This window comes from Glaciihabitans sp. INWT7 (assembly GCF_014217685.1).
Classification (GTDB): domain Bacteria; phylum Actinomycetota; class Actinomycetes; order Actinomycetales; family Microbacteriaceae; genus Lacisediminihabitans.
Genome location: NZ_CP043653.1, coordinates 2584133 through 2607818 on the forward strand (window position 1 = coordinate 2584133; position 23686 = coordinate 2607818).

The window sequence follows — 23686 nt, forward strand, 5'->3', positions numbered from 1 at the left end:
GCGACCGATCACGCGCTTCATTCCCGGCGGCGTACACTCGGCGGCATGTCACCCTCCCCCCTCTCTCGCTCCTCCGCCTCGAGCATTGCCAGCCAGGCGAAGAACAGCCCGATCCTCTCGATGCTCGCCCGCACCGGATATGCGGTCAACGGCATCCTGCACCTCCTGATCGGCGGGATCGCCATCGGTGTCGCATCGGGGGCGGGTGCTGGCTCCGGTGGTGAGGCCGACCAGTCGGGTGCGCTCGGCGCGCTCGCCTCGGCCCCCGGTGGAGTGTTCGTGCTCTGGGTCGTGTTCGTGGGTCTCGCCGCGCTCGGCATCTGGCAGTTGCTCTCGGCCGCTCTGGTGCGTGAGCCGGATGCCACCAAGCGCGCCGCCCATGTCGCCGGCGAACTGGGCAAAGCGGTGGCCTATCTCGCTATCGCTGTCACCGCCTTCACCTTCGCCCGAGGGGGGAGCAGCAATTCCGCATCGAGCACCTCCAGTTTCAGCGCCACGCTTCTGGCCAGCCCGGGTGGGGTGTTCCTGCTTGTGGTGCTCGGTCTCGGTGTTCTTGCCATCGGAGTGGTCTTCGTGGTGCGGGGCGTGCGGAAGTCGTTCACGGAGCACATCCGGGTGCCGGCCGGCACCGCCGGAAAGGCCGTGGTCGGGCTCGGCGTCGCGGGCTATGTGGCGAAGGGAATCGCCGTGGGGGTCGTGGGCATCCTCTTCATCGTCGCCGCCGCGACCACGAACACCTCGCAGGCCACCGGACTGGATGGCGCGCTGAAGGCCCTGCTCGGATTGCCGTTCGGCGTGGTGATCCTCGTGGTCGTCGGCCTGGGTGTCATCGCCTACGGGCTGTACTGCTTCGCCCGGGCACGGCTGGCGAAGCTGTAGCCGAGGCGTTTTAGTCTGGCTCGATCACGAGCGCGAACACGGCTCCCGTGCCGGCAGCGTGGCCGGAGCCGACCGCGAGGTTGACCTGCATCGCGTTGGCGCTCTGATCGCCCGCCGCGAAAACTCCTGCGACGGTGGTCTGGCCGAAGCCGTCGAGCTGGAGAAGCCCGTCGTCAAGACGCGCGCAGCCCAGGGCATCCGCGAGCGCGGTGCGCTGGGTCCACTCCTGCTGCACGAATGCACGGCCGAAGGTCTCGCTGCGGCCATCGGTGAAGCGCACCTCGAGCCCCTCGGTGCCCCGTTTCATCCCCGCGATCTCGGTGCCCTCGGCGTAACTCAGGTCGTCGATCCAGGCGGGGAGCATCGCGGCCATGTGCGTGAGATAGTCACTCGTGCCGGCGACCAGCACGTGCAGATCCCGTGACTCGTAGCCGTCACAGAACGGACAGTTCACGACGCTCGTGCCCCACAGCGCATCCGCGCCCGGAATCTTTGAGGGCGAGAACTGCACCCCCTGGGCGAGCACTATCGTCTTTGCAGTGAGCACCTCCGGCGGGAGACCCTCTGGCTCGCTCACCAGCCGAAAGCCACCGTCGACGGCCCCCGCGGAGGTCACCAGCGCCTGCCTCCGCTTGAAGGTCGGATAGACCGCCAGCTGTTCCAGCGCTCGCGCGTAGAGAGATGCGGGTGCCTCCCCGTCATGAAGGAACACCCCGCCGGCATGAGTGGTGCGCAGGTTGTTCTGGGCGCCCGCGTCGATGAGCAGCACCCGACGGCGTGCGCGGGCGAGCACCATCGAGGCGGCCAGCCCCGCGGCTCCACCGCCGATGACGATCGAGTCGAAGTCGAAATGGGCGGCGGCGAGGTCCGGGCTGTGGAGTTCAGGGATGTTCATTCCTCGAGCATCCAGCGCTGGCTGCCATGAAGGCAAACGAGATTGCCATTCCGGCAATGAATGTGATACTTGATGAATGTCCGATTCCACAGTCCTCGATGACATCGGCCCGCACCTCCGCGCCCTGCGAGCGGAACGGGGCCTCACCCTCGCGGACCTGTCCGAGACCACGGGCATCTCGGTGAGCACCCTGTCCCGTCTCGAATCCGGTCAGCGCAAAGCGACGCTCGAACTCCTGCTGCCGATCTCCCGCGCTCACCAGGTCAGCCTCGACGATCTCGTGACGCCGCATCCGGTTGCCGATCCGCGGGTGCGCACCCGCGGATCCCACCGTTCCGGTGTCACCACCTTTCCGTTGAGTCGCGAGCCGTCCGCGATTGCCGCCTTCAAACAGGTGATCGCCGCGTCGAAGGAGGTGCGACATCCCACCCCGGGCGTGCACGATGGCTATGAGTGGCTCTACGTGCTCAGCGGAAAGTTGCGGCTCGTGCTCGGTCCCCACGATCTCGTCCTGGTGCCCGGCGAGGTAGCGGAGTTCGACACCCGGGTGCCGCACTGGTTCGGCAGTGCCGACCAGGGTCGGGTCGAATACCTGACGCTCTTCAGCAAGCAGGGCGAGCGGATGCACGTGGCGGTGAGCACTGGCGGTGGACGGAAGTAGGACGGCGGGGCGACTCGTGGCGTCAGGGTTGTAGATTCGCGAGTGCAGGCGGGTCTTGCATCATCACTCCCGCCGCACGGTCGGCACCGGTGGGCGCCCACCCCGGCGTGGACGACGGCGAACATCCACCGATGACGGCGGCGTGAACCACGGCACGTTGTCGATCACCTCGATGCCCCAGCCGTCGCGATGCACGGTGTGGTGGTGCTTGATACAGAGCAGGATTCCGTTGGCCAGATCGGTTGCCCCGCCGCGCGACCACCAGCGCAGGTGATGAGCCTCGGTATGGCTCGGCGGACGGGAGCAACCGGCCACGGCGCATCCACCGTCGCGTTCGGCGAGTGCCAGCCGCTGGGCCTTGCTGAAGAGTCGGCGCGATACCCCGAAGTCGAGCACCTCGCCCACTCCGTTCAGCACGGCCGGGATGAGGTGCGCGTCGGCCGCGAGGTGTCGGGCGGTGCCAGCGGAGATCGGTTGCTCGATACCGTCGATCTGAGCCTCGCCGACCCCGCTGAGCAGGGAATCGAGGGGCATCCGCACCACGATCGTGGCAGACGGCAGCGGTACGGAGGTGCCGTCACAGGAGATGGCATGACGGGCCAGCTCGACGATGGCATCCGCCGCGATCTGGGCAAGAGTGCGCGAATCGGGCACCGGATCGGGGTCGGGTGGGTCGGCATTCGGAGCACCGAGATCAGACTCGTGAAACCGCGGAGCACGGATGACCTGGCCGACCTGCGCGTCGATGGCGGCGTCGAGGAAGGCGGATCCCGCGGGGTCGAGATCGAGTCGATAGCGCTTCATTCCGTTTGCGAGGATGCTGCGGCGCAGGGAGCGCCGTTCGACAAGGTCACCCTCCCGCTGTTCGATGCCGTCCACGTCGAGCGCGTCGCGCCAGCGAGCGGCGACCGCGCGCACCAGGTCCGCCGGCGACTCCAGCGCGAACTTGACGAGTGCCAGCTCGGCGGCGACGCGATCGTCCTGTTGCGCACGCGGCGACGCCTGGGTGAGCGCCGCGACGATGTGATTGGCGGAATCGAGGGGGATGATCGCGGCACAGACCGCGTCGGCGACGATCGGGAACGCGGGTGGCATCCGCTCGCCGAGCAGCGTCACACGATCTGAAGTCGCCTCGGCGACCCGGCACAGCCGCTGCCCCTCGGCCGCCGTGATACGACCCACGTCGGCAAGCAGCACAGCCGCGCTGGTGCTGCCGAGACGTGAGGCGAAGCCGTCCGGCCCCAGGCTGGACCGGGACCGTTGCACTACCTCGGCCGCCAGCCGCACCAGCCGGGAGTCCGCGGCGTGCCGCTGTTCGAACCCGCGCTCGAGCGCGTCGAGCAGTGCGGCATCGGTGAGAGATGCGGCATCGAGGGAGCCCTCAACAACAGTGTCGGGATGCGTCGCAGTCGGGGTGGTCATGAGGACATGGTCGCAGTGGCCACCGACATTTGTAGACGTAATATAGCCGCGGACCAGGTATTTCTGTGGGGAACCCAGCGAAACGACAGTTGTGGAGGAGAGGGGGTACCGGCGCCGGAACAGCCCAGGTTCGGGTTGGAAGCCGCTGATGATGACGAGAGATCACCGGTACTCGATCGGATCACTAGACGTCCGGAACTCGTTGAGGAGATCGTTTTTTGCGACGTTCAGACCTGCCCGCTTTATCGGCGAGGTCAACAGCGGGGTCTACCGCTGACGAGGAAAGCCGTGATGGTGATTCGACGCACAATCACGGGCGTTGCGTACCACGCAACGATTTGAGTCTCGACACGACCGCTCGATCGACCTGCACGACAACCCGGCAGTCCACAAGCCACCCTCACTAGGCTTCCCCCATGCTGCGAGCACGAACCCGACGACTGCTCGCCCTTCTCGGAGTGGGCTATGTCGCGGCGTGCCTCGTGATCGGATTCTGGCCGTCTCCCGTCGACCGACCCATCGACTATTCGCTCTTACACGTGCTCGCGTATCTGCACTCCGTCGGGGTTCCGGATGTCGTGGACTACAGCTTCGTCGAACGCACAGCGAATGTGTTGCTGTTCGTGCCATTGGGGGCGCTGGTTGCAGCGCAACTGAATGCGCGGCAGTGGTGGATCGCGCTCAGCACCTGCGTCGCGCTGTCGGGGGTCATCGAGCTTGGCCAGGCGTTGTTGCTCCCGGCGCGTTATGCGAGTTGGATCGACCTTCTCGCGAATTCGGTCGGGGCCGCCATCGGCGTGAGCATCACGATGCTGTTGCGACGGCGCACTCGCGACACCACCAGCCGGTGAAGCGCTCGAGCATGACGAGCTCGCGCGGAGAGCCGCAGGTGTCGCAGGGCGGGCTCGGCGGGAGGGCGTCGGTGTGTTCGACGGCTCGGGGTTCGGGAGTGGTCATTGTCGGATTGTACGGCGGGTTTCGATACGGTCGCTGAGCGACCTACTCGACCGGCGACCTACTCGACCGGCAACCTACTCGACCAGCGGAGCATCCACCTTCAGCTCGGCGCCGAAGATGGCGACCAGCAGTTGGCCGGTCCACTCGATGAGGTCCGCGTCGGCCAGCGGGATGCCCTGGCGCACGGGGAGCGGAACCGAGACCGAGTGGGTCTGGGCGAAGTAGCGGGCTCCCGGGAACATCCGCTGCAGCCGGATCTGGATCGAGTCCAGCAGCTCCATGGATGCCACGCGAAGGTTGCCGCCCGCCGTGACGACCTCGGAGAGACCGGCCTTCTGCGCCATCCGCCGCAGCCGGGAGACGGCGATGAGGTTGAGCACCTGCACGGGCGGTTCGCCGTAGCGGTCGGTGAGCTCCTCGAGCACCCGATCGATCGAATCCGGAGATGCCGCGGGCGAGGATGCGGTCGACAGCTTCTGGTACGCCTCGAGGCGCAGACGCTCGCTCTCCACGTATTCCTCGGGGATGTGGGCATCCACCGGCAGTTCGAGGCGCAGTTCGGTCTGGCCCTCCGCGACCTCGCCGCGGAAGGTCGACACGGCCTCGCCGATCATGCGGAGGTAGAGGTCAAAGCCGACTCCGGCGATGTGGCCCGACTGCTCGCCACCGAGCAGGTTGCCGGCCCCGCGGATCTCGAGATCTTTCAGCGCCACCTGCATTCCCGCGCCGAGTTCGTTGTTCGCGGCGATCGTCGCTAGACGGTCGTGCGCGACCTCCCCGAGCGGCTTGTCGGCGTCGTAGAGGAAGTAGGCATAGGCGCGCTCCCTTCCACGACCGACCCGTCCACGCAACTGGTGAAGCTGGCTGAGGCCGTACTTGTCGGCGCGGTCGATGATGAGGGTGTTCGCGTTGGCGATGTCGAGCCCGGTCTCGATGATGGTCGTGGAGACCAGCACGTCGAACTTGCGCTCCCAGAAGTCGACCATCACCTGCTCGAGCACGTGCTCGGGCAGCTGTCCGTGGGCCACCGCGATGCGGGCCTCCGGCACGAGCTCGGCCAGTTGGGAGGCGACCCGGCTGATCGACGAGACGCGGTTGTGAACGAAGAAGACCTGACCCTCGCGCAGCAGTTCGCGACGGATGGCGGCCCCGACCTGCTTGTCGTTGTAGGGTCCGACGAACGTGAGGATCGGATGCCGGTCCTCCGGCGGTGTCGCGAGAGTCGACATCTCACGGATGCCGGTCACCGCCATCTCGAGCGTGCGCGGGATGGGCGTCGCGCTCATCGCGAGGATGTCGACGTTGGTCTTGAGCTTCTTCAGCGCGTCCTTGTGCTCGACACCGAACCGCTGCTCCTCGTCGATGATCACGAGCCCGAGATCCTTGAGCACGATGCTGGGGCTGAGCAGGCGGTGGGTGCCGATGACGACATCTACAGTGCCATCCGCCATGCCCTCGATCGTCTCCTTGGACTCCTTGTCGGTCTGGAACCGGCTGAGCGCGCGCAGGTGCACGGGGAAGCCGGCGAAGCGCTCGGCGAAGGTCTCCATGTGCTGCTTCACGAGCAGGGTGGTTGGCACGAGCATGACGACCTGCTTGCCGTCTTGCACGGCCTTGAAGGCGGCGCGGATGGCGACCTCGGTCTTGCCATAGCCCACGTCGCCGGAGATGAGACGGTCCATCGGGATCGGCCGCTCCATGTCGGCCTTGACCTCGTCGATGGTGGTGAGCTGATCGGGGGTCTCCGCAAAGGGGAAAGCCTCCTCGAGCTCGCGCTGCCACGGGGTGTCGGGCGGGAAGGCGTGCCCGCGGCTCGCCATACGGGCCGAGTAGAGCTTCACGAGTTCGACGGCGATGTCTCGCACCGCCTTGCGTGCCCGTCCTTTCTGCGCCGCCCACTCGGATCCGCCCATCTTGCTGAGCGCGGGCGCTTCTCCCCCGACATAGCGGGTGAGCAGGTCGAGTTGGTCGGTGGGAACGTAGAGCTTGTCGTTGGGGTAGCCGCGCTTCGACGGTGCGTACTCGACCAGGAGGTACTCGCGGTTGTTTTTGACGGCGTTGCGTCCGCCGGTGGAGACGGTGCGCTGCACCAGCTCCGCGAATCGGCCGATGCCATGCGTCTCGTGCACGACGAAGTCGCCGGCCTTGAGCTGCAGCGGGTCGACCACGTTCTTGCGCCGGCTGGCGAGTTTCTTCACCTGGCGGGTGTCGTAGCCGGCGGCGCGGCCGTAGAACTCGCTCTCGCTGAGCAGAGCGAACTTGGTCTCCGGCAACTCGAAGCCGTGCTCGACGGATGCGCAGAGCAGGTACGCGACGCCCGTCTCGGTCTCGGCCGGGAACTCCTCCACCATGCGGGCGGCGAAACCGTGCTCGCCGAGGGCCTCCGCTGCACGCTCGACCAGGCCGTGGCCGGCCGCGACAACCGCGACGGTCCAGCCGTCCTTCAGCTTGTCGCCGACGTAGTCGATCGCCCCGTCGGCCTGGCCCTGGAAGGTGGGAACCGTCGTGGCATCGATCCGGATGTAGTGGTCACCGTCACGGAGCTCGGAGGTCGCGGTGGTGACGGTCTCGGGTTCTGCCGCACCACTGTCGAAGGAGCTCAGCGTCCACCAGTTACGCGCGCCCGCGGCATCCCTCAGCGCGCTGATGCTGAGGAAGTCGCCGGAATCGAGATCGATCGGCGCCTCGGCCCCCGCGGTCGCGGCGTTCCACGCGGCGCTGAGGAACTCGCGGTTCGTCTCGACCAGGCTGACGGCGCGGCTCGCGACCCGTTCCGGCGCGAGCACCGCGATCGCGGCATCCTTCGGCAGGTAGTGCGTGAGCGGAACAAGCCTGTCGGCGAGCGCGGGCGCCAGCGACTCCATGCCGTCGACGGGAATTCCCTCGCTGATCTTGGCGAGCATCTGACTGAGGCTCGGGAACTCGTGCTGCATCTCCCGGGCCCGCTGTTTCACGGCCTCGCTGAGCAGCAGCTCGCGGCTGGGTGGGAGTTCGACCGTGGGAATCGGCTCGTCCATCGAACGCTGGTCGGCGACCGAGAACTGGCGGATTTGCTCGACCTCGTCACCGAAGAACTCCACGCGCCACGGATGCTCGGCCACCGGAGCGAAGACGTCGAGAATACCGCCGCGCACCGCGAATTCGCCGCGGCGGGTGACCATGTCGACCCGGGAATATGCCAGGTCGACGAGCTGACGGCTGATGCCCGCCAGGTTGTAACCGCGTCCACCGGCAGAGAGGGCGAGCGGCTCGATGCTGGTGAGGTTGTCGGCGAGAGGTTGGAGCGCCGCACGCACACTCGCGACGATGACCAGGTCGCGCTGCGGGGCATCCTGCCAGCGCTGCATGGTGCGCAGGGCGTGGATGCGCTTGCCGACGGTCTCGGCGCTGGGGCTCAAGCGCTCATGCGGCAAGGTCTCCCAAGCGGGGAACTCGACGACCTGGGCGTCCGGCATCACGCTGGCGAGCGCCGAGCGGAGCGACTCGGAATCGCGACCGGTCGCCACGATGGCGAGCAGCGCCTGTGGCGCCTTCGCCTTGACGGTTCGAGCCTTCAACAGCGAGGCGAGCAGAGGGGCGCGAAGCCCGTCGACCAGAGAGAAATCTGCGCTGCGGGAGCCCCAGGAGACGGCATTTTCGAACGTGTGGGCGCGCAAAAGCGCAGTATTCAAGCCCGAAAGGATCACTCGGGCAAGTGTACGCGTGGGGGCTGACATGCGGGTGGGTGGGGAGTCATCCTTCACTTTGCGTCGTCCCGGGAGCGTGTTGGAGGCGGGCGGATGCAGCTTCGGCGGTGAAGCCCTCCCGACCCCGGACCCATCCGGCGCAAGATCTCGCCGAGGAGAGCGTCGGCGACCGATACTGACGGGCGGACGCAGCTTCGACGGTGAAGCCCTCCCGACCCGGGCCGATCCGGCGCATAGTGTCACCACTGAAGGTGCAGGCGACCGATAGTGACGGGCGGACGCAGCTTCGACGCTGAAGCCCTCCCAACCCCGGGCCCATCCGGCGCAAGATGTCGCCGAGAAGAGCACCGGCGACCGATACTGACCGGCGGACGCGGGTCTCGTGCCGCTTGATCGGACAGCGCCACAATATTCGACCCTTACACCGCCCAAACACGGCCCGTACTCCGCGCCAACGTTGCAGTGGTGAGGTGACGTCATGGTCACATCGAAGAAGCCCTCCCCCAACCAGTCCAGCCCTGGCGACAATGACGCGCCATCTCAGCCCGCCGACACGGCACCGTATCCCGAGACGATAGACCTCGCTGATACCCAGCCATTTACCTCTGCGCAGCCCTACCCGGAGGCCACCCAGCCGCTTGGCGTGACCGAGCCACGCTCCCCCGGTGACGACCCGGGAGTTTCAGGGATGACCGCCCGGTCGTTCTTGGGGCGTCATCCGCTCGCGTTGGGCATCACCGCCGCGGCGCTCGCCGTCGTGGTCGTCGCCGGGCTCACAGCCTGGGGAGTCGGTAGGGCGGTCGCCGCCTCGTACCAGACCGTGGGATCCGCGGTGGTGGCGCCGACAGCATCCCACCGCCCCGTGGCTGGGGCACGAAAAGTGGCCGGCCACACGATCATTCGGGGAGAGATCGCGGGGATCGCGGGCTCCAGCTGGACGATCACCACCCGTGCCGGCGCGACACAGCACGTCACCGTGGGATCTGCGACCCACTACGGCACGCCCAAAGTGCCGGCCACGGCCTCAGACTTCGTCGTCGGCACAGCAGTCGTCGTCGTGGAGAAGTCGAGCGATGGCAGTAAGAGCGCAGTGCGGGTTGTTGCTCAGCGCGGTGCCGGAAAACAGCCGGGGGCTACCGCGGCACCGGGAGCCTGATGACGGGATCTCGATACGACCGCCCGGGGCGACCTACTCGACCGGCGGGGCCGTGTGGAAGCGCAGCTGGGCCGCGATGAGGCCGTCGCGCGCGATCGACTCGACGGCGTCCGCGGCATCCGTCAGAAGGTTCGGAAGCACGGCGCGCTCGGTGGATCCGAAGTCGCGCAGCACGAAGTCGGCCGCGGACTGCCGACCCGGCGGACGACCGATGCCGACCCGCACTCGCGTGAAATCGCCGGTGCCGATAGCCGAGATGATGTCGCGGATGCCGTTGTGGCCGCCATGTCCGCCACCGAACTTGATCTTGAGCTTGTCGAACGGGATGTCGAGTTCGTCATGAACGACGATGAGTTGCGCCGGCTCGATCTTGTAGAAATTGAGCAGAGACGCGACCGGACCGCCGGAGAGATTCATGAAGCTGTTGGGCTTGGCGAGCACCAGCCGCGGGCCCTCGAGCCCGGTACGCCCCTCGGCGACGGTCGAGTTGGTCTTGTGCGAGCGGAAGGATGCCGAGGCACGGTCCGCGAGCTCGGCCAGAACCATCTGGCCGACATTGTGTCGATTGCTGGCGTAGTCGGGCCCGGGGTTGCCGAGCCCGACTACGAGCCACTGAGTGGAGTCCATGGACCGCTACTGCAGGGTGGTGGTGAGTTTTACTACTCTGCGGCAGCTTCCTCGGCGGGAGCTTCCTCGGTCTCTTCGACCTCGGGGGTCTCGCCCAGGTCCTGCTCGACCGGGATGCTGATCGCGACGACGAGCACCTCGGGGTCGGTGACGAGCACCGAGCCCTCGGGCAGCGCGACGTCCTTCGCGAAGATCTGCGTGCCGGCTTCGAGTCCCTCGACGTCGACGACGACGTTCTGGGGGATGTTGGTGGCTAGCGCCTCGATCGTGATCGACTTGGCGTCCAGGTCGACGGAGGTTCCGGAGGCCGGCTCGCCCGAGACGTGCACGGCGACGTCTACCTCGACGCGCTCGCCCTTGCGCAGCACGATCAGGTCGATGTGCTCGATGATCTGGCGAAGCGGGTCCTTCTGCACGTCCTTGACGAGGGCGAGCTGGTTGGCTCCACCGTCGAGCTGAAGGTCCAGGATGGCGTTCGCCTTGCGCAGCAGGAGCGCGACCTCGTGGGCCGGAAGGCTCACGTGCTGCGGCTCGGTGCCGTGACCGTAGACGACCGCGGGCACCTTGCCGGCAGCGCGAAGCTTGCGAGCAACGCCTTTGCCGAAGGTGGTGCGGGATTCCGCCGAAATCTTGTTGGTGAGCTCTTTGTGAGCCTTTTTCTCAGACATTTTTCTCCTTGGCGGACCTTCTGTGGTTCAGCACAGTGGCCGCGTCTATTGGTTTCCACTCGAACGCATCAGCGTGAGGAAAGACTTGGGGCTGAAAGCAGCCACGTGCCCGATCCACCGCGTCGATAACGGATGCATGGCATCCCTCGCCGAAGTACAGCTTGAGAGTTTACACGGATCGCGTCGGGTCTCGATACGGTCGCGGGGCGACCTACTCGACCTGCGGGGTCAGCAGAGCAACCAGTGTTCGCACGACCGACTCCACCGTGGGGTGATCGTCGAGCGAGACCCGCACGCCCGGCTCGTGCGGCGTGAGAGGTTCGAGCGTTGCGAGTTGCGAGTCGAGAAGAGATGCGGGCATGAAGTGACCCTCCCGATGCCGCACGCGCGATTCAAGCAGCGTCCGCGACCCGTCGAGGAAAACAAACCGGGTGGAGGGCGCCGCGGCGAGGATCGCCTCCCGGTAAACCCGCTTGAGCGCGGAGCACGCGATGACGAGACCACCGGTTGCGGCAGCAAGCTCTGCGCCGACAAGGGCGAGCCAGGGCATACGGTCGTCGTCGGTGAGAGCCATACCCGACGCCATCTTCGCCACGTTGGAGGCCGGATGCAGCGCGTCCGCGTCGTCGAACCGGACGCCGAGCCGGGCAGCGAGAGCCTCCCCGATTGTCGATTTTCCGGATCCGCTTACCCCCATGACGACGATAAGCGGTGACGAGTTCATGGGTCGACCCTATTGCGCACGGTACGTTCCACGCCGCCTTCTGTTCGTTCTGGTAGACGGAGTTTCTTTCACGTCCATCGTCGGTCGCCACTCCCGTGTGACCGCACAGAATGGCCCGTCTTCGCAGAGCGAGACGGGCCATTCGCACAGGACTACTTGCCCCAGACCTTCAAGTACACGTCACGGAACCCACTGGCGGGATCGAACACGTCACCCGAGGGTACGTTCTGTTTCGTGATCAGACCGGGCGCCGCCACAAATGTCGAGGGCTTCTCGCCGGCAAAAGCGCGGTTCACCTCGTCGATGAGCTGCCACCCCTGCAGCGGAATGGGCTCGGCGACAGTTGCGGCTTGGTAGCTGTCGCTGCGGATACGCTGCATGTCTGCGGCGTCACCGTCGCCAGCGCCGATGGACTGCGGGGGTCCAGCGGCGGCGATTCCTGCGTCTTTCAGAGCACGGGACGCCCCACTGAAGTAGTTACCGTTTACAGCGAGCAGGTACGTGAGCTTCTTACCATTTTGCTGCAAGAGGTTCGAGACGATTCCGGGCATACGCTGGTCAGCGGTCGCGATCGGGGAGTCCTGGAACGAAAGGACGCTGCATCCTTTACACGCCTTGATATATGCCTCCATCGCGCGGGCTTTGGTGACGGCGAGCTCGTACTGGCCGTCCGTGAATACCGCGACCCCCGCCTTGCCGTTCGAGTTCGCGACCGCATAGGCAGCAGCGAGTTGTGCGACGACGAGCGGGTCGGTTCCCACGTTCGTGACGAGCCCGTTGCCCGGCCCGGTGAGAACGCCGGCGTGCCATCCGATCACGGGGATTTTTTCCGAAGTGGCAGTGGTGATGGCGGGAGCCTGCTCCGTCGGGTCGAGACCACCGAGGATGATCGCGTCCGGCTTGGACGTGATCGCCTGGTTCATCGCATCGGTGTTGCCCTGCGGGGTTCCGTGGCCGTCGTACACGCTCACGGTCCAGCCGATCTTCGCGGCGGCTTCCTGCACTGACTTACCCATCGCGTTGTGACCGCCGTTGGCAAGGTCACCCGCGACGTACGCGATTTTCGCGCCCGGCTTTTGAGCCTTCGGGCCTGTGGAGGGAGGCGTGAACCCCTCCGATGCAGTGAGGCTCTTTTCTACGAGCGCCTTCGAGAATGCGACCGGGTCACCCTTGGGGAGGATGGAGTCGAATTTGCCGGCGCTGGATCCACCGCTCGCCGACGGCGATGCCGAATTCTGACTCGACACACTCGCACTCGAGCAACCTGCGAGTGCGAGCATCGGCACAAGGGTTACTACGGCGACGGCGATAGAGAACCGCCTATTTTTCAGCTTCATTGCTTTCCTGTCTCTTGATGGTGCCCCGACCCGCTGCTGCGGCCGGAGGGAGTGAAGTTCTGCGCTGTGTTACCGGTACGGGCTCACAGGGGTGGCGGCGAGACGGCGGTACCGACCGAGGTTGCTGGCGACGGATCGCCAGCCACCGGTTTTTTGTTGGGCGGTGTGGCCTCAGCTCGCGCTACCCTCCTCCGGCTCGTCACCGACGCGATTGTGATCGCGGCGACAAGCGTCAGGCCGTTGAAGAGGGGTTCGAGGTAGAACTGTCCGGGGATGAGTTGCTGCAGTCCCGAGATACCGATGGTCGCGATCGTGACGCCGATGATCGTGCCGAGCGCGTTCATCCGCCCCGGGCGAATCGTGGTCGACCCGAGGAAGGCTGCCGTGAGAGCGGGGAGAAGGAACTCGGGTCCGATGTTGGACTGCACCACGCCGTTGGAGCGGGAGGCGATGAGTACTCCCGCGATCGCAACCATCACGCCAGAGGAGACCATCGCTCCGACAACATACTTACGGCGCGGAACGCCGGTCAGCTCTGCTGCGCGGGGGTTCGCGCCGATCGCATACAGGTAGCGTCCGATCGGGAAGTATTCGAGCAGCACGAAGATCACGAGACCCAGTACCAGTGCGATAACGAAGGTCCCCGGCAGCGGTCCCGCCGACCACGCGGCGAGCTTGTCGAACGCAGCGGCCCGCTGGCCGGCCGAATCGGTGATCTGACGGCCCCCGGTGATCCAGAACGTGATCGCGAAGATTACCTGCCCGGTCGCCAGGGTGGCGATGAACGCGTCTACCTGTGCAAGTTCGACCAGCAGCGCGTTCAGCAGTCCGATCAGCGCTCCGCCAACGAGACAGAGGAGTATCGACAGGCGGTAATCGACGCCCAGGAGTTGCAAATTCAACGCCATGACCTGCCAGAGGCCCGCTCCATAGCCGATGGAAAGGTCGATCTTTCCCGCGATCATCGGAATCGTCACGGCAAGGGCCAGGATCAGGAGAATCGACTGAGATGACGCGAGCAGCTGGAAATTCAGCAGCGTGGCAAAGGTGTTGGGCCTCAGAATCGCGAAGATCACGAAGAGGATGGCAGTGAGCACGACGAGCCCGTAGGTGGTGGTCAACTGCCGGTACCACGGTGTGCCGCGCGGCGGTTCGAGCGCCGTCGAACGGACGGACGTATTCATCGTCATGATGTGTGCTCCTCGGTGAGTGTGTGGAATTCAAGGCCCGATGCTGCGGCGACGAGATTGGCTATGGTCAGGTCTGCGCCGCTGAGGCTCGCTGTGGGCTGGCCACGCTCCATCACGATCGCGCGGTGGCTGATCTTGGCGACCTCCTCCATGTCGGTGGAGACGACGACAACCGTTGTTCCGGCTCTCGCGGCATCACGCAAGAGGCCGTAGATGTCCGACTTCGCTCCGATATCCACGCCCATGGTGGGTTCTTCGAGAACCAGGATCTTGCGTCCGGCACTCAACCAGCGCGCGAGGATCACTTTTTGTTGGTTGCCGCCGGAAAAGGTGTCCAGTGACAGTTCGGTATCGGCAGGGCGGACCCCGAACGCGCGAATCTGCTCGAGCGCCTCTTTTCGTTCGGTCCCCGGCCAGAAGAACGAGAGTGCTTTTCGCCCCCAGATGGAAGGGTTAAGGAAGAGGTTCTCGCGCACGGTCAGGCCGGACGCCACAGATTCGGTCTCTCGGTTGGACGTGGCAAAACCGATGCCCGCTTTGACCGCGCCGTAAGGGCTGCCGAACCGCGCGGGTGTTCCATCGATCGACAGCGCGCCCGAGTCGATCTTTATCGCCCCCGCAATGGCACGACCGATCTCGTCCTGGCCCGCGCCACGTAGTCCGCAGATCGAGATGACTTCTCCGCGTGGCGCGACAAGGTTCATGGGACCGACATCATTCACCCGCACATCGGCGAGTTCGAGCCGGGGCTCAACGCCGGGCTCTTCGAAAGTGATTGTCGATACCTCATGGCCGACGATCAGCTCCACGAGTTCGGTGTGAGACAGTCCATGAACTGATCGCTCGGCGACGACAGCGCCACTTCTCATCACCACGGTTCGCGTTGAAATCTCATACACCTCGTCGAGGCGGTGCGAGACATAGATCATGCCGACGCCGGTGTCTCGCAGCCTTCGAAGAACTGTGAAGAGGCGCTCGACATCCGCCGCGGGAAGGGATGCGGTCGGCTCGTCGAGCACCAGCAGCTTCGGGTTCGAAACGAGACCTCGCGCGATGGTGAGCAGGCTGCGCTCGGTGCGCGGCAGATCGAAAACACGAGCGTCGGGGTCGATCCCTCCCCCCACGAGGTCAAGGATTTCGCGCGATCGGCGGCGGAGCTCTTTCATGTCAACGAGACCGAATCGGCGCGGGTACCCCAGGGTGATGGCCATGTTCTCGGCCACAGTCATCCAGTCGATGAGACCGAGATTCTGGTGGATGAAAGACATCTTCGACCTCGTGCCGGGAGTCGACAGGTCACTGCCCGAAAGGAGCATCCGCCCGCTATCGGGTTTGTACACCCCCGCCAACATCTTGATCACCGTCGATTTGCCGGCACCATTTTCACCGAGTAGGGAGACGATTTCGCCCTGTTCTACGGTGAACGACACGTCTCGAGCGGCGCGTGTCGCGAAGAAGGTCTTGTTGAGATTTTCCACGCTGAGAAGTGAGGTACTCATAGTTGCTCCTGATCGCTCAGCCCGCGGGCGAGGATGGAAAGTTCGGATGCCAGTCGTGAGCGCATGTCTCCGGTGGCCCGGGGAGCGAGCAGTGTGGCGCTCACCGCAGCGGGCATGCCTTCTGAGACGAATGCGACCGCCACACAGGTGACGCCCACCACCCCTTGCTCGTCATCTATCGCGTACCCTCGCTCCCTGATTTGCATCAGATCGGCGTGCAACGAGTCGACACTCCGATGCGAACGGACAGTAGGTCGCGGGAGCTCGCCGATGGTGGCGAGTCGGGTATCGAGTTCGAGATCCGAAAGGCTCGCCAGCATCGCCTTACCGAGACCCGTGACGCCGGCGGGAGCCCGACTTCCGACGGCCGCCAAGAATCGAACCGGCTGAGTACCGCCGTTGCGAGCGAGGTAGATCACATCCGTGCCGTCGAGTACGGCGAGGAGAGTGGTTTCGCTGTGGAGCGTTGTCAGCGCCCGCGGGATGTGACCGAACTCGGCCACCATCGTGCTCGAGGCGAGCATCGAGCGGCTCAGCTCCAGCATCCGGTAGCTCAGCACCCAGCCGTGCTCCCCTCTCCTGACCATGTGGGAGGCTTCGAGACTGACAAGCAGGTTGAAGACGGAGGATTTCGCAAGATCCAGGTGAAGCGCGATGTCGCTGATCGTCAACGGCACTCGCCGGTCGCCCATGTGGGAGAGGATCAGGCCAGCTCGAAATGCGGCGGGTGACGGGGTGCTGGAGGCGGTATCGGTGGCGACTGCGGGTCGCGCGGGGGTCAAGGTCATCGGGCCCTACTTTCGTCGCCAGAGTGCGGATGCGTCTGTGGTGCGAGTACGAATCCGGTACAGGCTCGTGGTGGCGGTGATGTAGAGATCCGAGCCGTCGGCGCCGCCGAAACACAGATTGCTGACGACCTCTGGCACGTCGATGGTTGCGAGGTGATCGCCCGCCGGGGAGAAGATCTGCACTCCCGAGTCGGAGGAAGTCCAGACTCGCCCGTGCTCGTCGACGCGAAATCCGTCGGGAAGACCCGATTGCAGACTCACGATGGTCCGGCCGTTTTTGCAGGTCAGACCGTCGATGGTGTCGTAGGCGCGAATGTGACGATTTCCACCTCCGCCGCTCGCGCGGGCGGCAGAAGTGTCTGACACGTAGAGAATCGACTCATCCGGCGAGAAGGCAAGGCCGTTGGGTTCTTCGATATCCGCAATCACGACAGTCACTGAGGTGTCGCTGGGATCGATCCGGAAGACGAAGTTGTCGCCGTACTCGCGCTCCCCTGGATGACCCTCTCCGCTCACCTGTATTCCATAAGGCGGATCGGTGAACCAGATCGAGCCGTCGGAATGAACGACCACGTCATTCGGGCTGTTGAATCGGCGCCCCGCCCAGGCTGCGGCGATCGTGGTGACGGTGTGACCGTCGTCGCGTTCGATCGCCCGCGCGCCATGCGAGCACTGCACGACTGCCCCGGTTGCATCGGTCGTTCGCCCGTTGGTGAAACCGACACCCGCACGATAGACGCTCGTGGTGTTGGTGCCCGGATGGAATTGCATGATTCGGTCGTTGGGGATGTCGCTCCACCGCACGCTCTGGTCACCGGCGATCCAGGCAGGACCTTCCGCCCAGACGCATCCGCTCGCCAATTTCTCGAGCGTCGCTCTGGGTGCGAGAAGCGACGCGATCATCACATCGCCACCTACGCTGGCGCTCATCTGAAACTCTCCATCGGGTTCCCCATGTCTTTACTGTCGGCAGTCACTCAAACACTCGCGGCAACGGCAAACAAGACTTACGTTCAACTGGCTGAACGCAGGGCCGAGAGAATGGGGAATTTTCCGCTCAGAGTTCAGTCTGTTGAACAAATGCCAATGATGGAACCGGAATGTTCCATAGAGTTCTGGCGGTCGCGTTGGTAAAACGAGCGCGACACAGCACCACTCGGGTAAGGGAGCCAGGGATCTATGACAGCTGTGGATGAGTCGATCGTGGGCAGCGTACTCGCGCTGTGCACCCAGACCCCCGGTGCCCGGCGCGGCGCCGGGCCGATGAGTTGGCGCAGCGAACTCCGACGACTGAAACGCAGCGGTTTCAGCCGGGTGGATCTGCTGGATAACTGGCTCCCCTTCGTGAACTTGACGGCCAGCGAGGTCGATGATCTCGGAAGCATCCTGGTGGATCTTGGCCTCACGGCGCCCTGCTTGGGCACCTCTCGCCGAAGTCTCATCGATCCGGAGTTCGGCGAAGAGAACCTCGAGTACACCCTGAAAATCTTGGAGGTCGCACACCGGCTCGGGCTCCGAAGGGTGGGCGTGGGATTTCATCCCGCTCTCGTCGACGCGCAACGACAGTCCGCGCAATTCTGGGAACACGCGGGCCGGGCGGATGACCGCACCGAGGAGAACTGGGATGTTGCGGCCCGGCGTGTGGCGGTGGTCTGTGATGCGGCCGCGGAGCTCGAGATCGACCTGAACATCGAACTCTACGAAGACTCACTGCTGTGCACTTCCGAGGATGTGGCTCGGCTGATGGCCGCCGTGGATCGCCCGAATTTCGGGGTGAACCCCGACCTCGGAAATCTCGTGCGATCCGTCACCCCACTCCGCGAATCCTGGCTCGATACCCTTCGGGGATGCCTGCCTCACATGACCTACTGGCACCTCAAGAATTACACTCGGTCCACGCTGGCGCCGGGTGGTCCCTTCGCGGTCGCACCGACGGCGCTGGGGGACGGCACCATCGACTATCGACTCGCGGTCACAGAAGCACTGGCGGCGGGCTACAGCGGACCGATGGTGGTGGAGCACTATGGCGGAGACGCCCTGTGGATGCAGGAGCGGAGCGCCGAATATCTTCGTCGCCTCGTGGACGAGTTGCGGAACGACGAACGGGAAGAGCAGTGATGAAAGCAATCGACGACGTCAGGGTCTATGTCGGACCGAATCAGCTGCCCGATCTCGAGGAGGCTGTGGTTCGAGGCGGCGGCCGGGTCGTGCCACTCGCGGAAGCGAATGCGATCGTCTATCACGGATCAGACGATGCCCGCGAAGTCGTCGACATGATCAGCGAACGGATCCTCTGGATCCAGCTGCCGCACGCCGGAGTCGAGCGTTGGACCCAACCGGGATACATCACGGCAGAGCCGGTCTGGACGAGTGCCGCCGGCGCTTACTCGCCACAGGTGGCCGAACATGTGCTCGCCCTCATGCTTCTCGGGGCAAAGGGCCTACACATCCTTGCTCGTGCGACCGAATGGACGTCGAAGAACACCCGGTCTTTGGCGGGGAGCACTGTCGCCATCATCGGAGCGGGGGGCATCGGTCAGGCGCTCGTCACCCTACTGAAACCATTTGACTGCGTGATCATCGCGGTATCGAATTCGGGCCCGTTCCCTGGCGCGGAACGCACGGTTCCGCGCGACCGGTACCGGGAAGTGCTGCCCGATGCCGACTACGTCGTACTGACCGCTCCATCGACATCGGAGACGCGAGGAATGATCGGCGCCGCCGAGCTGGCAGCGATGAAATCGGGCGCCTGGCTCATCAACGTCGCGCGAGGAGATCTCGTGGTCACCGACGAACTCGTTGCGGCGCTTGGCGCTGGCGAGATCGCAGGAGCGGCTCTCGACGTCACCGATCCAGAGCCGTTGCCCTCCGATCATCCCTTGTGGCGGCTGCCAAACGCGTTGATAACACCGCACTCGGCCAACCCGGAGGACGCCTACTGGCGCACCCTCGCGAAGCGTGTGGAAGAAAACGTGCGCCGGGCGAACCTGGGAGAGCCCCTTCTCGGGGTGATCGATCCGGCTGTCGCGGGCTGACGGCCTGGTCGCGGGCCGAGCGCGGGGCCGCGACTCAGAATCTCAACAGCACCTTGCCCGAGACCGCTGGCTGGTTCGCGATCGTGAAGGCCTCAAGGGACTCCTCGACCGGGAACTCGTGTGTGACGACGGATGCGACGTCGAGAGATCCATCGGCGATCGCCGCGATCACCTCGTCGATCTCGTCATTGAAACGGAAGGATCCGACCAGGTCGAGCTCCCGGGTGATCGCGAGTGAGATGAGTGCGGGCTGCTCCCCCGAGGGCAACAGCCCCACCATGACGACCCGGCCGCCGCGGGTCGTGCCACGCATGGCGCTCGCGAGTCCCCGAAAACTGCCGGACGATTCGATCGCGATGTCGGCGTCCACGGCGGCAATCGCGTCAGCGTCCGTTGCAAGAAGTGTGCGTGTCGCGCCGACAGCCGTCGCGATCGCGAGTGGGGTTTCGAACATGTCGGTGGCGATGACCTCCGCGGCCTCTGCTCTGCGCAGCACCGCGATGATCAGCAGTCCAATCGGACCGCTTCCGGTCACGAGCACGCGCTTTCCCTTCACCTCACCCGCGCGCGACACAGCATGCCAGGCCACACTCGCCGGCTCCACGAGTGCGGCGTCTCGCAGGGACAGGCCCGTGGGCAGCTCTCGCAGCATCCGACTGTCGAGCACGACGGTCCGCGCGAACGCGCCGTCGGTGTGCGGAAATCGGGCGGCACTGCCCAGATAGGTGCACCCCGGGGAGAGATTGGGTCTGTTCTCGGGGTAACGGCCGCCGTCGCCGGGTCCGGGGGTGGCCGGGTGGACCGCGACGGAGGCTCCGATCCGTGGTCCGGATCCGTCGGCCGCGGCGACTCGCACGGTGCCCACGACCTCGTGGCCGAGAACCATGGGGGCCTTCAGGATGGACTCCCCCGCTGCCCCGTGCGTCCAGTAGTGCAGATCCGATCCACAGATGCCGCCGTAGGCGATGTCTACCACCGCCTGATGCGCTTCGGGCCGTTTCAACGCAACAGGCTCGATCCGAAGCTCGTCTTTCGCGTGGGCGACCACGCCGAGGGCGGTTTCTGGAAGGTCCGTCGTCATGTTCTCTCTCTCGATATGGGTCTGGCGCGAATAGGGGATGGCAACTCAGACCACTGCGGTCATGCCGCCGTCGACATAGAGGACCTGGCCGTTGACGAAATCTGATGCTCCGGACGCGAGAAACACGACCGCGCCGACCAGATCTTCGGTATCGCCCCACCGTCCGGCTGGAGTGCGCGTGCGCACCCACTGACTGAAGGTCTCGTCGTCGACGAGGGACTTGGTCAATTCGGTGGCGAAATACCCTGGCGCGATCGCATTCACCTGGATGCCGCGTGGCCCGAGGTCGGCGCACATCCCCTTGGTGAGCATCGCGATGCCCCCTTTTGTCGCGGCATAGGCGGCGATTCCCGGGCGGCCGAGCTGTGATTGCACCGATCCGATATTGATGATCTTGCCCGATCCGGCGTCGACCATACCTCGAGCGATCCTTTGGCCGACAAGGAACGCACTCGTCAGGTTCGATGCGACAAGTTCGTTCCAGTCGCTCAGCGCGAACTCGGTGAACGGCGCGCGGCGCTGGATTCCGGCGTTGTTCACCAAGATTTGCACAGACCCGACCGAGGATTCGATCTCGCTGATTCCACCATCTACGGCGGCGGCATCGGTCACATCGAAACGGGCAGTCGCGACCTCTCCCCCCGATTCCGCCAGCACCGTCTCCCTGGCGGCGTCCAGAGCCTGTTGGTCGCGCCCGTGCAGCACGACGCGGGCTCCCGATCTCGCGAGTCCGCGAGCGAGAGTCAGACCGATGCCGCGGCTGGATCCCGTGACGAGGGCGATACGGCCGGTCAGGTCGAATAGTGCGGTCATTGGAACTCCTCGGTGGTAGTTCGATCTGCGCTGGTCAGGTCATCCTCGTGCCGGGGGTGGACGAGCACGGGACGCGAAAGTTCGGCGGATGCCTGCTGCAGCGCCCGGAGCACCCTCTCTCGCTCCCCGAGCGTGTCACTCGGATGCACGAGGGAGACTCCGATCGCGAACGACGGCTCATCGGCACGGGTCGAGGGCACGAGAGTGGCCAGGGCGAAGACGCTGGGGTGAACTTCGCCATCGTCGACCGCGTACCCGTTTCGGCGGGTGATTTCCAGCTTCGCCTGCAGGGAAGCCAGGTCAGAGGTCGACCGGTTCGTCAGACTGACGAGATGGCTCGGCTCGCGAAAGAGCGCCTCGATCCGCGCGGGTGAGAGCTCGGCCAGCAACGCCGTTCCCACGGCAGTCGCCGATGCCGGGTAACGGTCGCCGACGCTGGCGGAGAGCGGAAATCGCTCTCTGCCCTCATACACGGCGAGATAGAGCGAGCGCACCCCATCGAGCATGGCTATCTGAACGAGCTGGCGACTCAACACCTCGGACTCCTCGCAGATGCGATAGAACTCGCGTATCTGGTCGAAGCCGGCGAGATAGGCACTGCCGAGTTCGACAGAGCGACGACCGAGCAGGAACCCTCCCGCCGTGCGACGGATGAGGCCGCCCTCCTCGAGGGAGGCGCAGAGATTGGAGGTGGACGACTTCGCGATCCCGAGTTCGCGGGCGATGTCGCTCAGAGGCTTCGGGCGCCCCGGGGAGGCTGCGAGCAGATCCAGAATCCGGATGGCTTTCTGCACGGCCGGTGCCAGTGCACCCTTCTCCTCCGCCTCCCGCATCGCCGCTCTTCCCCTCAATGAATCACGCCCTCTGTCATGAGGATTCGGGTTAATCTTAGCGATGTATCCATTCTGATGAACAGTGTTCTGTATGCTGTTTTCATGACTCAGGTGCCTGGAAAGTCCGTCCGAGCTGAGCAGTCCGTGGGATTTATCGGCCTCGGCAAGATGGGGCTGCCGATGGCGTTGAACTACCTGAAGGCCGACATCGGATGGGACTGCCCCGAGTTCAGTTGACTCGGTGGGTTAGTGGTTTCACGCGGCGTTGAGGGCCATGTTTATTGTCTCAAACTCGATCGGGGTGAGTTTGCCGAGGCGGCGTTGCCGACGCTTGCGATGGTAGGTTCGCTCGATCCAGACCACGATCGCGAGGCGTAGCTCTTCCCTCGTGGCCCATCGTTGCCGGTCGAGGACGTTCTTTTGCAGGAGGGCGAAGAAGGACTCCATCGCGGCGTTGTCGCCGCATGCGCCGACGCGGCCCATCGACCCGGTGATGGCGTTGTTCTTCAACACCCGCACGAAGGCGTTGGAGCGGAATTGAGAGCCGCGGTCGGAGTGCAGAATCGTGCCGGCGATGTCGCGTTGCCCGATTGCGTTGCGGGCCGCAGCGACCGCCAGGGATGCTTTCATTCGGGAGTCGATGGAGTAGCCGACGATCTTGTTCGACCACACGTCCTTGATCGCGCAGAGGTAGATTTTGCCTTCGTCGGTGCGATGCTCGGTGATGTCCGTCAACCACAGCTGGTTAGGGCGTGTCGCGGTGAAGTTCCGCTGGACATGGTCGTCATGCACGGGCGGGCCGGCTTTGCCCCTCAGGCCGCGTTTCTTCGCGAACACGGACCAGAGCCGCTGCTGGGAGCAGAGCCGCCAAACCCGGTTCTCGCCCGCCTTCAGGCCAGCCTGGTTGAGTTCGTCGCTGATGAACCGGTAGCCGAACGCGGGGTCGTCCCGGTGGGCGTCCCACGCCGCGTTGGTCAGGTGAGCGTCGTCCCAATCACGTTGCGAGACGGGGTTTCGGAGCCACTGATAGAAGGCTTGTTTGGAGAAGCGCAATACCCGGCAGGTCACCGTGACGGGGACTCCGTCGACGGCCAGTTCGCGGACCAGCGGGTACATCATTTTGGGTTGACATCCCGGGAGAGGTAGGCGACGGCGCGGCGCATTACCTCGGCTTCCTGCTCCAGCAGCCGGATCCGTTTCCGCGCCTCCCGCAGCTCAGCCGACTCCTTCTCCGTCACGCCAGGCTTCACCCCCTCTTCGACGTCGGCTTTCTTCAGCCAGTACGCCAGACACGACTCCGAAATTCCGAAGTCCTTCGCGATCTGGTTCAGCGGGGCTTCGTGCTTGCGAGCGACCGCGACAACATCGCGGCGGAACTCGGGCGGGTAGGGCTTGGGCATGGTGACATCCTTCCAGCGGAGACGAATCTCCACAG

22 protein-coding genes are annotated in these 23686 nt (G+C 65.0%); 7 read left to right on the forward strand and 15 right to left on the reverse strand.

The features are described 5' to 3' along the window. Window positions 1-45: 45 nt before the first annotated feature. Window positions 46-879 (forward strand): DUF1206 domain-containing protein, encoded by an 834-nt coding sequence (locus F1C58_RS12475; RefSeq protein WP_185201411.1) that lies wholly within the window; start codon window positions 46-48, stop codon window positions 877-879. 10 nt (window positions 880-889) lie between these two features. Here F1C58_RS12475 and F1C58_RS12480 read toward each other — a convergent pair whose 3' ends face one another. Further along, window positions 890-1774: an NAD(P)/FAD-dependent oxidoreductase gene (locus F1C58_RS12480; RefSeq protein ID WP_185201412.1), complete on the reverse strand. Its 885-nt coding sequence runs from the start codon at window positions 1772-1774 to the stop codon at window positions 890-892. A 76-nt stretch (window positions 1775-1850) separates the two neighbouring features. Here F1C58_RS12480 and F1C58_RS12485 point away from each other — a divergent pair, with 76 nt between their 5' ends. After that, window positions 1851-2435 (forward strand): helix-turn-helix domain-containing protein, encoded by a 585-nt coding sequence (locus F1C58_RS12485; RefSeq protein WP_185201413.1) that lies wholly within the window; start codon window positions 1851-1853, stop codon window positions 2433-2435. 63 nt (window positions 2436-2498) lie between these two features. Here the strand turns inward: F1C58_RS12485 and F1C58_RS12490 are convergent, their stop codons facing one another. Continuing rightward, window positions 2499-3857 carry an HNH endonuclease signature motif containing protein gene (locus F1C58_RS12490; protein WP_185201414.1) on the reverse strand — a complete coding sequence of 453 codons (1359 nt, stop codon included), beginning with the start codon at window positions 3855-3857 and terminating at the stop codon, window positions 2499-2501. A 416-nt stretch (window positions 3858-4273) separates the two neighbouring features. On the opposite strand from F1C58_RS12490, the gene F1C58_RS12495 reads away from it, so the two are divergent. Beyond that, window positions 4274-4708, forward strand: coding sequence for a VanZ family protein (locus F1C58_RS12495; protein ID WP_185201415.1), 435 nt, complete (start codon window positions 4274-4276; stop codon window positions 4706-4708). A 180-nt stretch (window positions 4709-4888) separates the two neighbouring features. Here the strand turns inward: F1C58_RS12495 and mfd are convergent, their stop codons facing one another. Continuing rightward, on the reverse strand, window positions 4889-8500 hold the full coding sequence (mfd, locus tag F1C58_RS12500; protein WP_185201416.1) for a transcription-repair coupling factor: 3612 nt from the start codon (window positions 8498-8500) through the stop codon (window positions 4889-4891). A 478-nt stretch (window positions 8501-8978) separates the two neighbouring features. Between mfd and F1C58_RS12505 the strand changes: the two genes are divergently transcribed. After that, the gene (locus tag F1C58_RS12505) at window positions 8979-9656 is read left to right on the forward strand and encodes a hypothetical protein (protein WP_185201417.1); all 678 of its coding nucleotides are present in this window, start codon (window positions 8979-8981) and stop codon (window positions 9654-9656) included. A gap of 33 nt (window positions 9657-9689) precedes the next feature. Here F1C58_RS12505 and pth read toward each other — a convergent pair whose 3' ends face one another. From pth to F1C58_RS12545, 8 genes are all read right to left on the reverse strand, one after another. After that, window positions 9690-10283: an aminoacyl-tRNA hydrolase gene (gene pth / locus F1C58_RS12510; RefSeq protein WP_185201418.1), complete on the reverse strand. Its 594-nt coding sequence runs from the start codon at window positions 10281-10283 to the stop codon at window positions 9690-9692. A 32-nt stretch (window positions 10284-10315) separates the two neighbouring features. Further along, window positions 10316-10951, reverse strand: coding sequence for a 50S ribosomal protein L25/general stress protein Ctc (locus F1C58_RS12515; protein ID WP_185201419.1), 636 nt, complete (start codon window positions 10949-10951; stop codon window positions 10316-10318). 211 nt (window positions 10952-11162) lie between these two features. After that, window positions 11163-11675, reverse strand: coding sequence for a gluconokinase (locus tag F1C58_RS12520; RefSeq protein ID WP_185201420.1), 513 nt, complete (start codon window positions 11673-11675; stop codon window positions 11163-11165). A 152-nt stretch (window positions 11676-11827) separates the two neighbouring features. Beyond that, window positions 11828-12922, reverse strand: coding sequence for a substrate-binding domain-containing protein (locus F1C58_RS12525; protein ID WP_185201421.1), 1095 nt, complete (start codon window positions 12920-12922; stop codon window positions 11828-11830). A gap of 173 nt (window positions 12923-13095) precedes the next feature. Next, a complete protein-coding gene (locus F1C58_RS12530) occupies window positions 13096-14202 on the reverse strand; it encodes an ABC transporter permease (RefSeq protein WP_219731972.1) in 1107 nt (368 codons plus the stop codon). Next, window positions 14199-15701 carry a sugar ABC transporter ATP-binding protein gene (locus tag F1C58_RS12535; protein ID WP_185201422.1) on the reverse strand — a complete coding sequence of 501 codons (1503 nt, stop codon included), beginning with the start codon at window positions 15699-15701 and terminating at the stop codon, window positions 14199-14201. The genes F1C58_RS12530 and F1C58_RS12535 overlap by 4 nt, the downstream gene beginning before the upstream one ends. Then, window positions 15698-16489, reverse strand: a complete 792-nt coding sequence (locus tag F1C58_RS12540) for an IclR family transcriptional regulator (RefSeq protein ID WP_185201423.1) — start codon at window positions 16487-16489, stop codon at window positions 15698-15700. Before F1C58_RS12540 ends, F1C58_RS12535 begins: the two co-directional genes overlap by 4 nt. Before the next feature lie 6 nt (window positions 16490-16495). After that, window positions 16496-17419 carry an SMP-30/gluconolactonase/LRE family protein gene (locus tag F1C58_RS12545; RefSeq protein ID WP_255461098.1) on the reverse strand — a complete coding sequence of 308 codons (924 nt, stop codon included), beginning with the start codon at window positions 17417-17419 and terminating at the stop codon, window positions 16496-16498. Between the two features lie 249 nt (window positions 17420-17668). Here F1C58_RS12545 and F1C58_RS12550 point away from each other — a divergent pair, with 249 nt between their 5' ends. Together F1C58_RS12550 and F1C58_RS12555 are read left to right on the forward strand one after the other, a co-directional pair. Then, entirely contained in the window at window positions 17669-18607 is a 939-nt protein-coding gene (locus F1C58_RS12550; protein ID WP_185201424.1) for a sugar phosphate isomerase/epimerase, read from the forward strand. Then, window positions 18607-19524 carry a D-isomer specific 2-hydroxyacid dehydrogenase family protein gene (locus F1C58_RS12555; protein ID WP_185201425.1) on the forward strand — a complete coding sequence of 306 codons (918 nt, stop codon included), beginning with the start codon at window positions 18607-18609 and terminating at the stop codon, window positions 19522-19524. Before F1C58_RS12550 ends, F1C58_RS12555 begins: the two co-directional genes overlap by 1 nt. A 34-nt stretch (window positions 19525-19558) precedes the next feature. Here F1C58_RS12555 and F1C58_RS12560 read toward each other — a convergent pair whose 3' ends face one another. The 3 genes from F1C58_RS12560 to F1C58_RS12570 are packed head-to-tail and all read right to left on the reverse strand — an operon-like array spanning window position 19559 to window position 22251. Then, window positions 19559-20605, reverse strand: coding sequence for an L-idonate 5-dehydrogenase (locus tag F1C58_RS12560; protein ID WP_185201426.1), 1047 nt, complete (start codon window positions 20603-20605; stop codon window positions 19559-19561). A gap of 45 nt (window positions 20606-20650) precedes the next feature. Continuing rightward, a complete protein-coding gene (locus tag F1C58_RS12565; protein ID WP_185201427.1) occupies window positions 20651-21418 on the reverse strand; it encodes an SDR family oxidoreductase in 768 nt (255 codons plus the stop codon). Continuing rightward, complete coding sequence (locus F1C58_RS12570; RefSeq protein WP_185201428.1) at window positions 21415-22251, reverse strand: IclR family transcriptional regulator; 837 nt, start codon at window positions 22249-22251, stop codon at window positions 21415-21417. Before F1C58_RS12570 ends, F1C58_RS12565 begins: the two co-directional genes overlap by 4 nt. Window positions 22252-22353: 102 nt before the next feature. On the opposite strand from F1C58_RS12570, the gene F1C58_RS12575 reads away from it, so the two are divergent. Beyond that, a complete protein-coding gene (locus F1C58_RS12575; protein ID WP_185201429.1) occupies window positions 22354-22488 on the forward strand; it encodes an NAD(P)-binding domain-containing protein in 135 nt (44 codons plus the stop codon). A gap of 18 nt (window positions 22489-22506) precedes the next feature. Here F1C58_RS12575 and F1C58_RS12580 read toward each other — a convergent pair. Then, a protein-coding gene (locus F1C58_RS12580; protein WP_185200817.1) for an IS3 family transposase occupies window positions 22507-23651 on the reverse strand; the annotation gives its coding sequence in 2 pieces (ribosomal slippage) (window positions 22507-23372 and window positions 23372-23651; 1146 coding nt in all). Window positions 23652-23686: the final 35 nt, after the last annotated feature.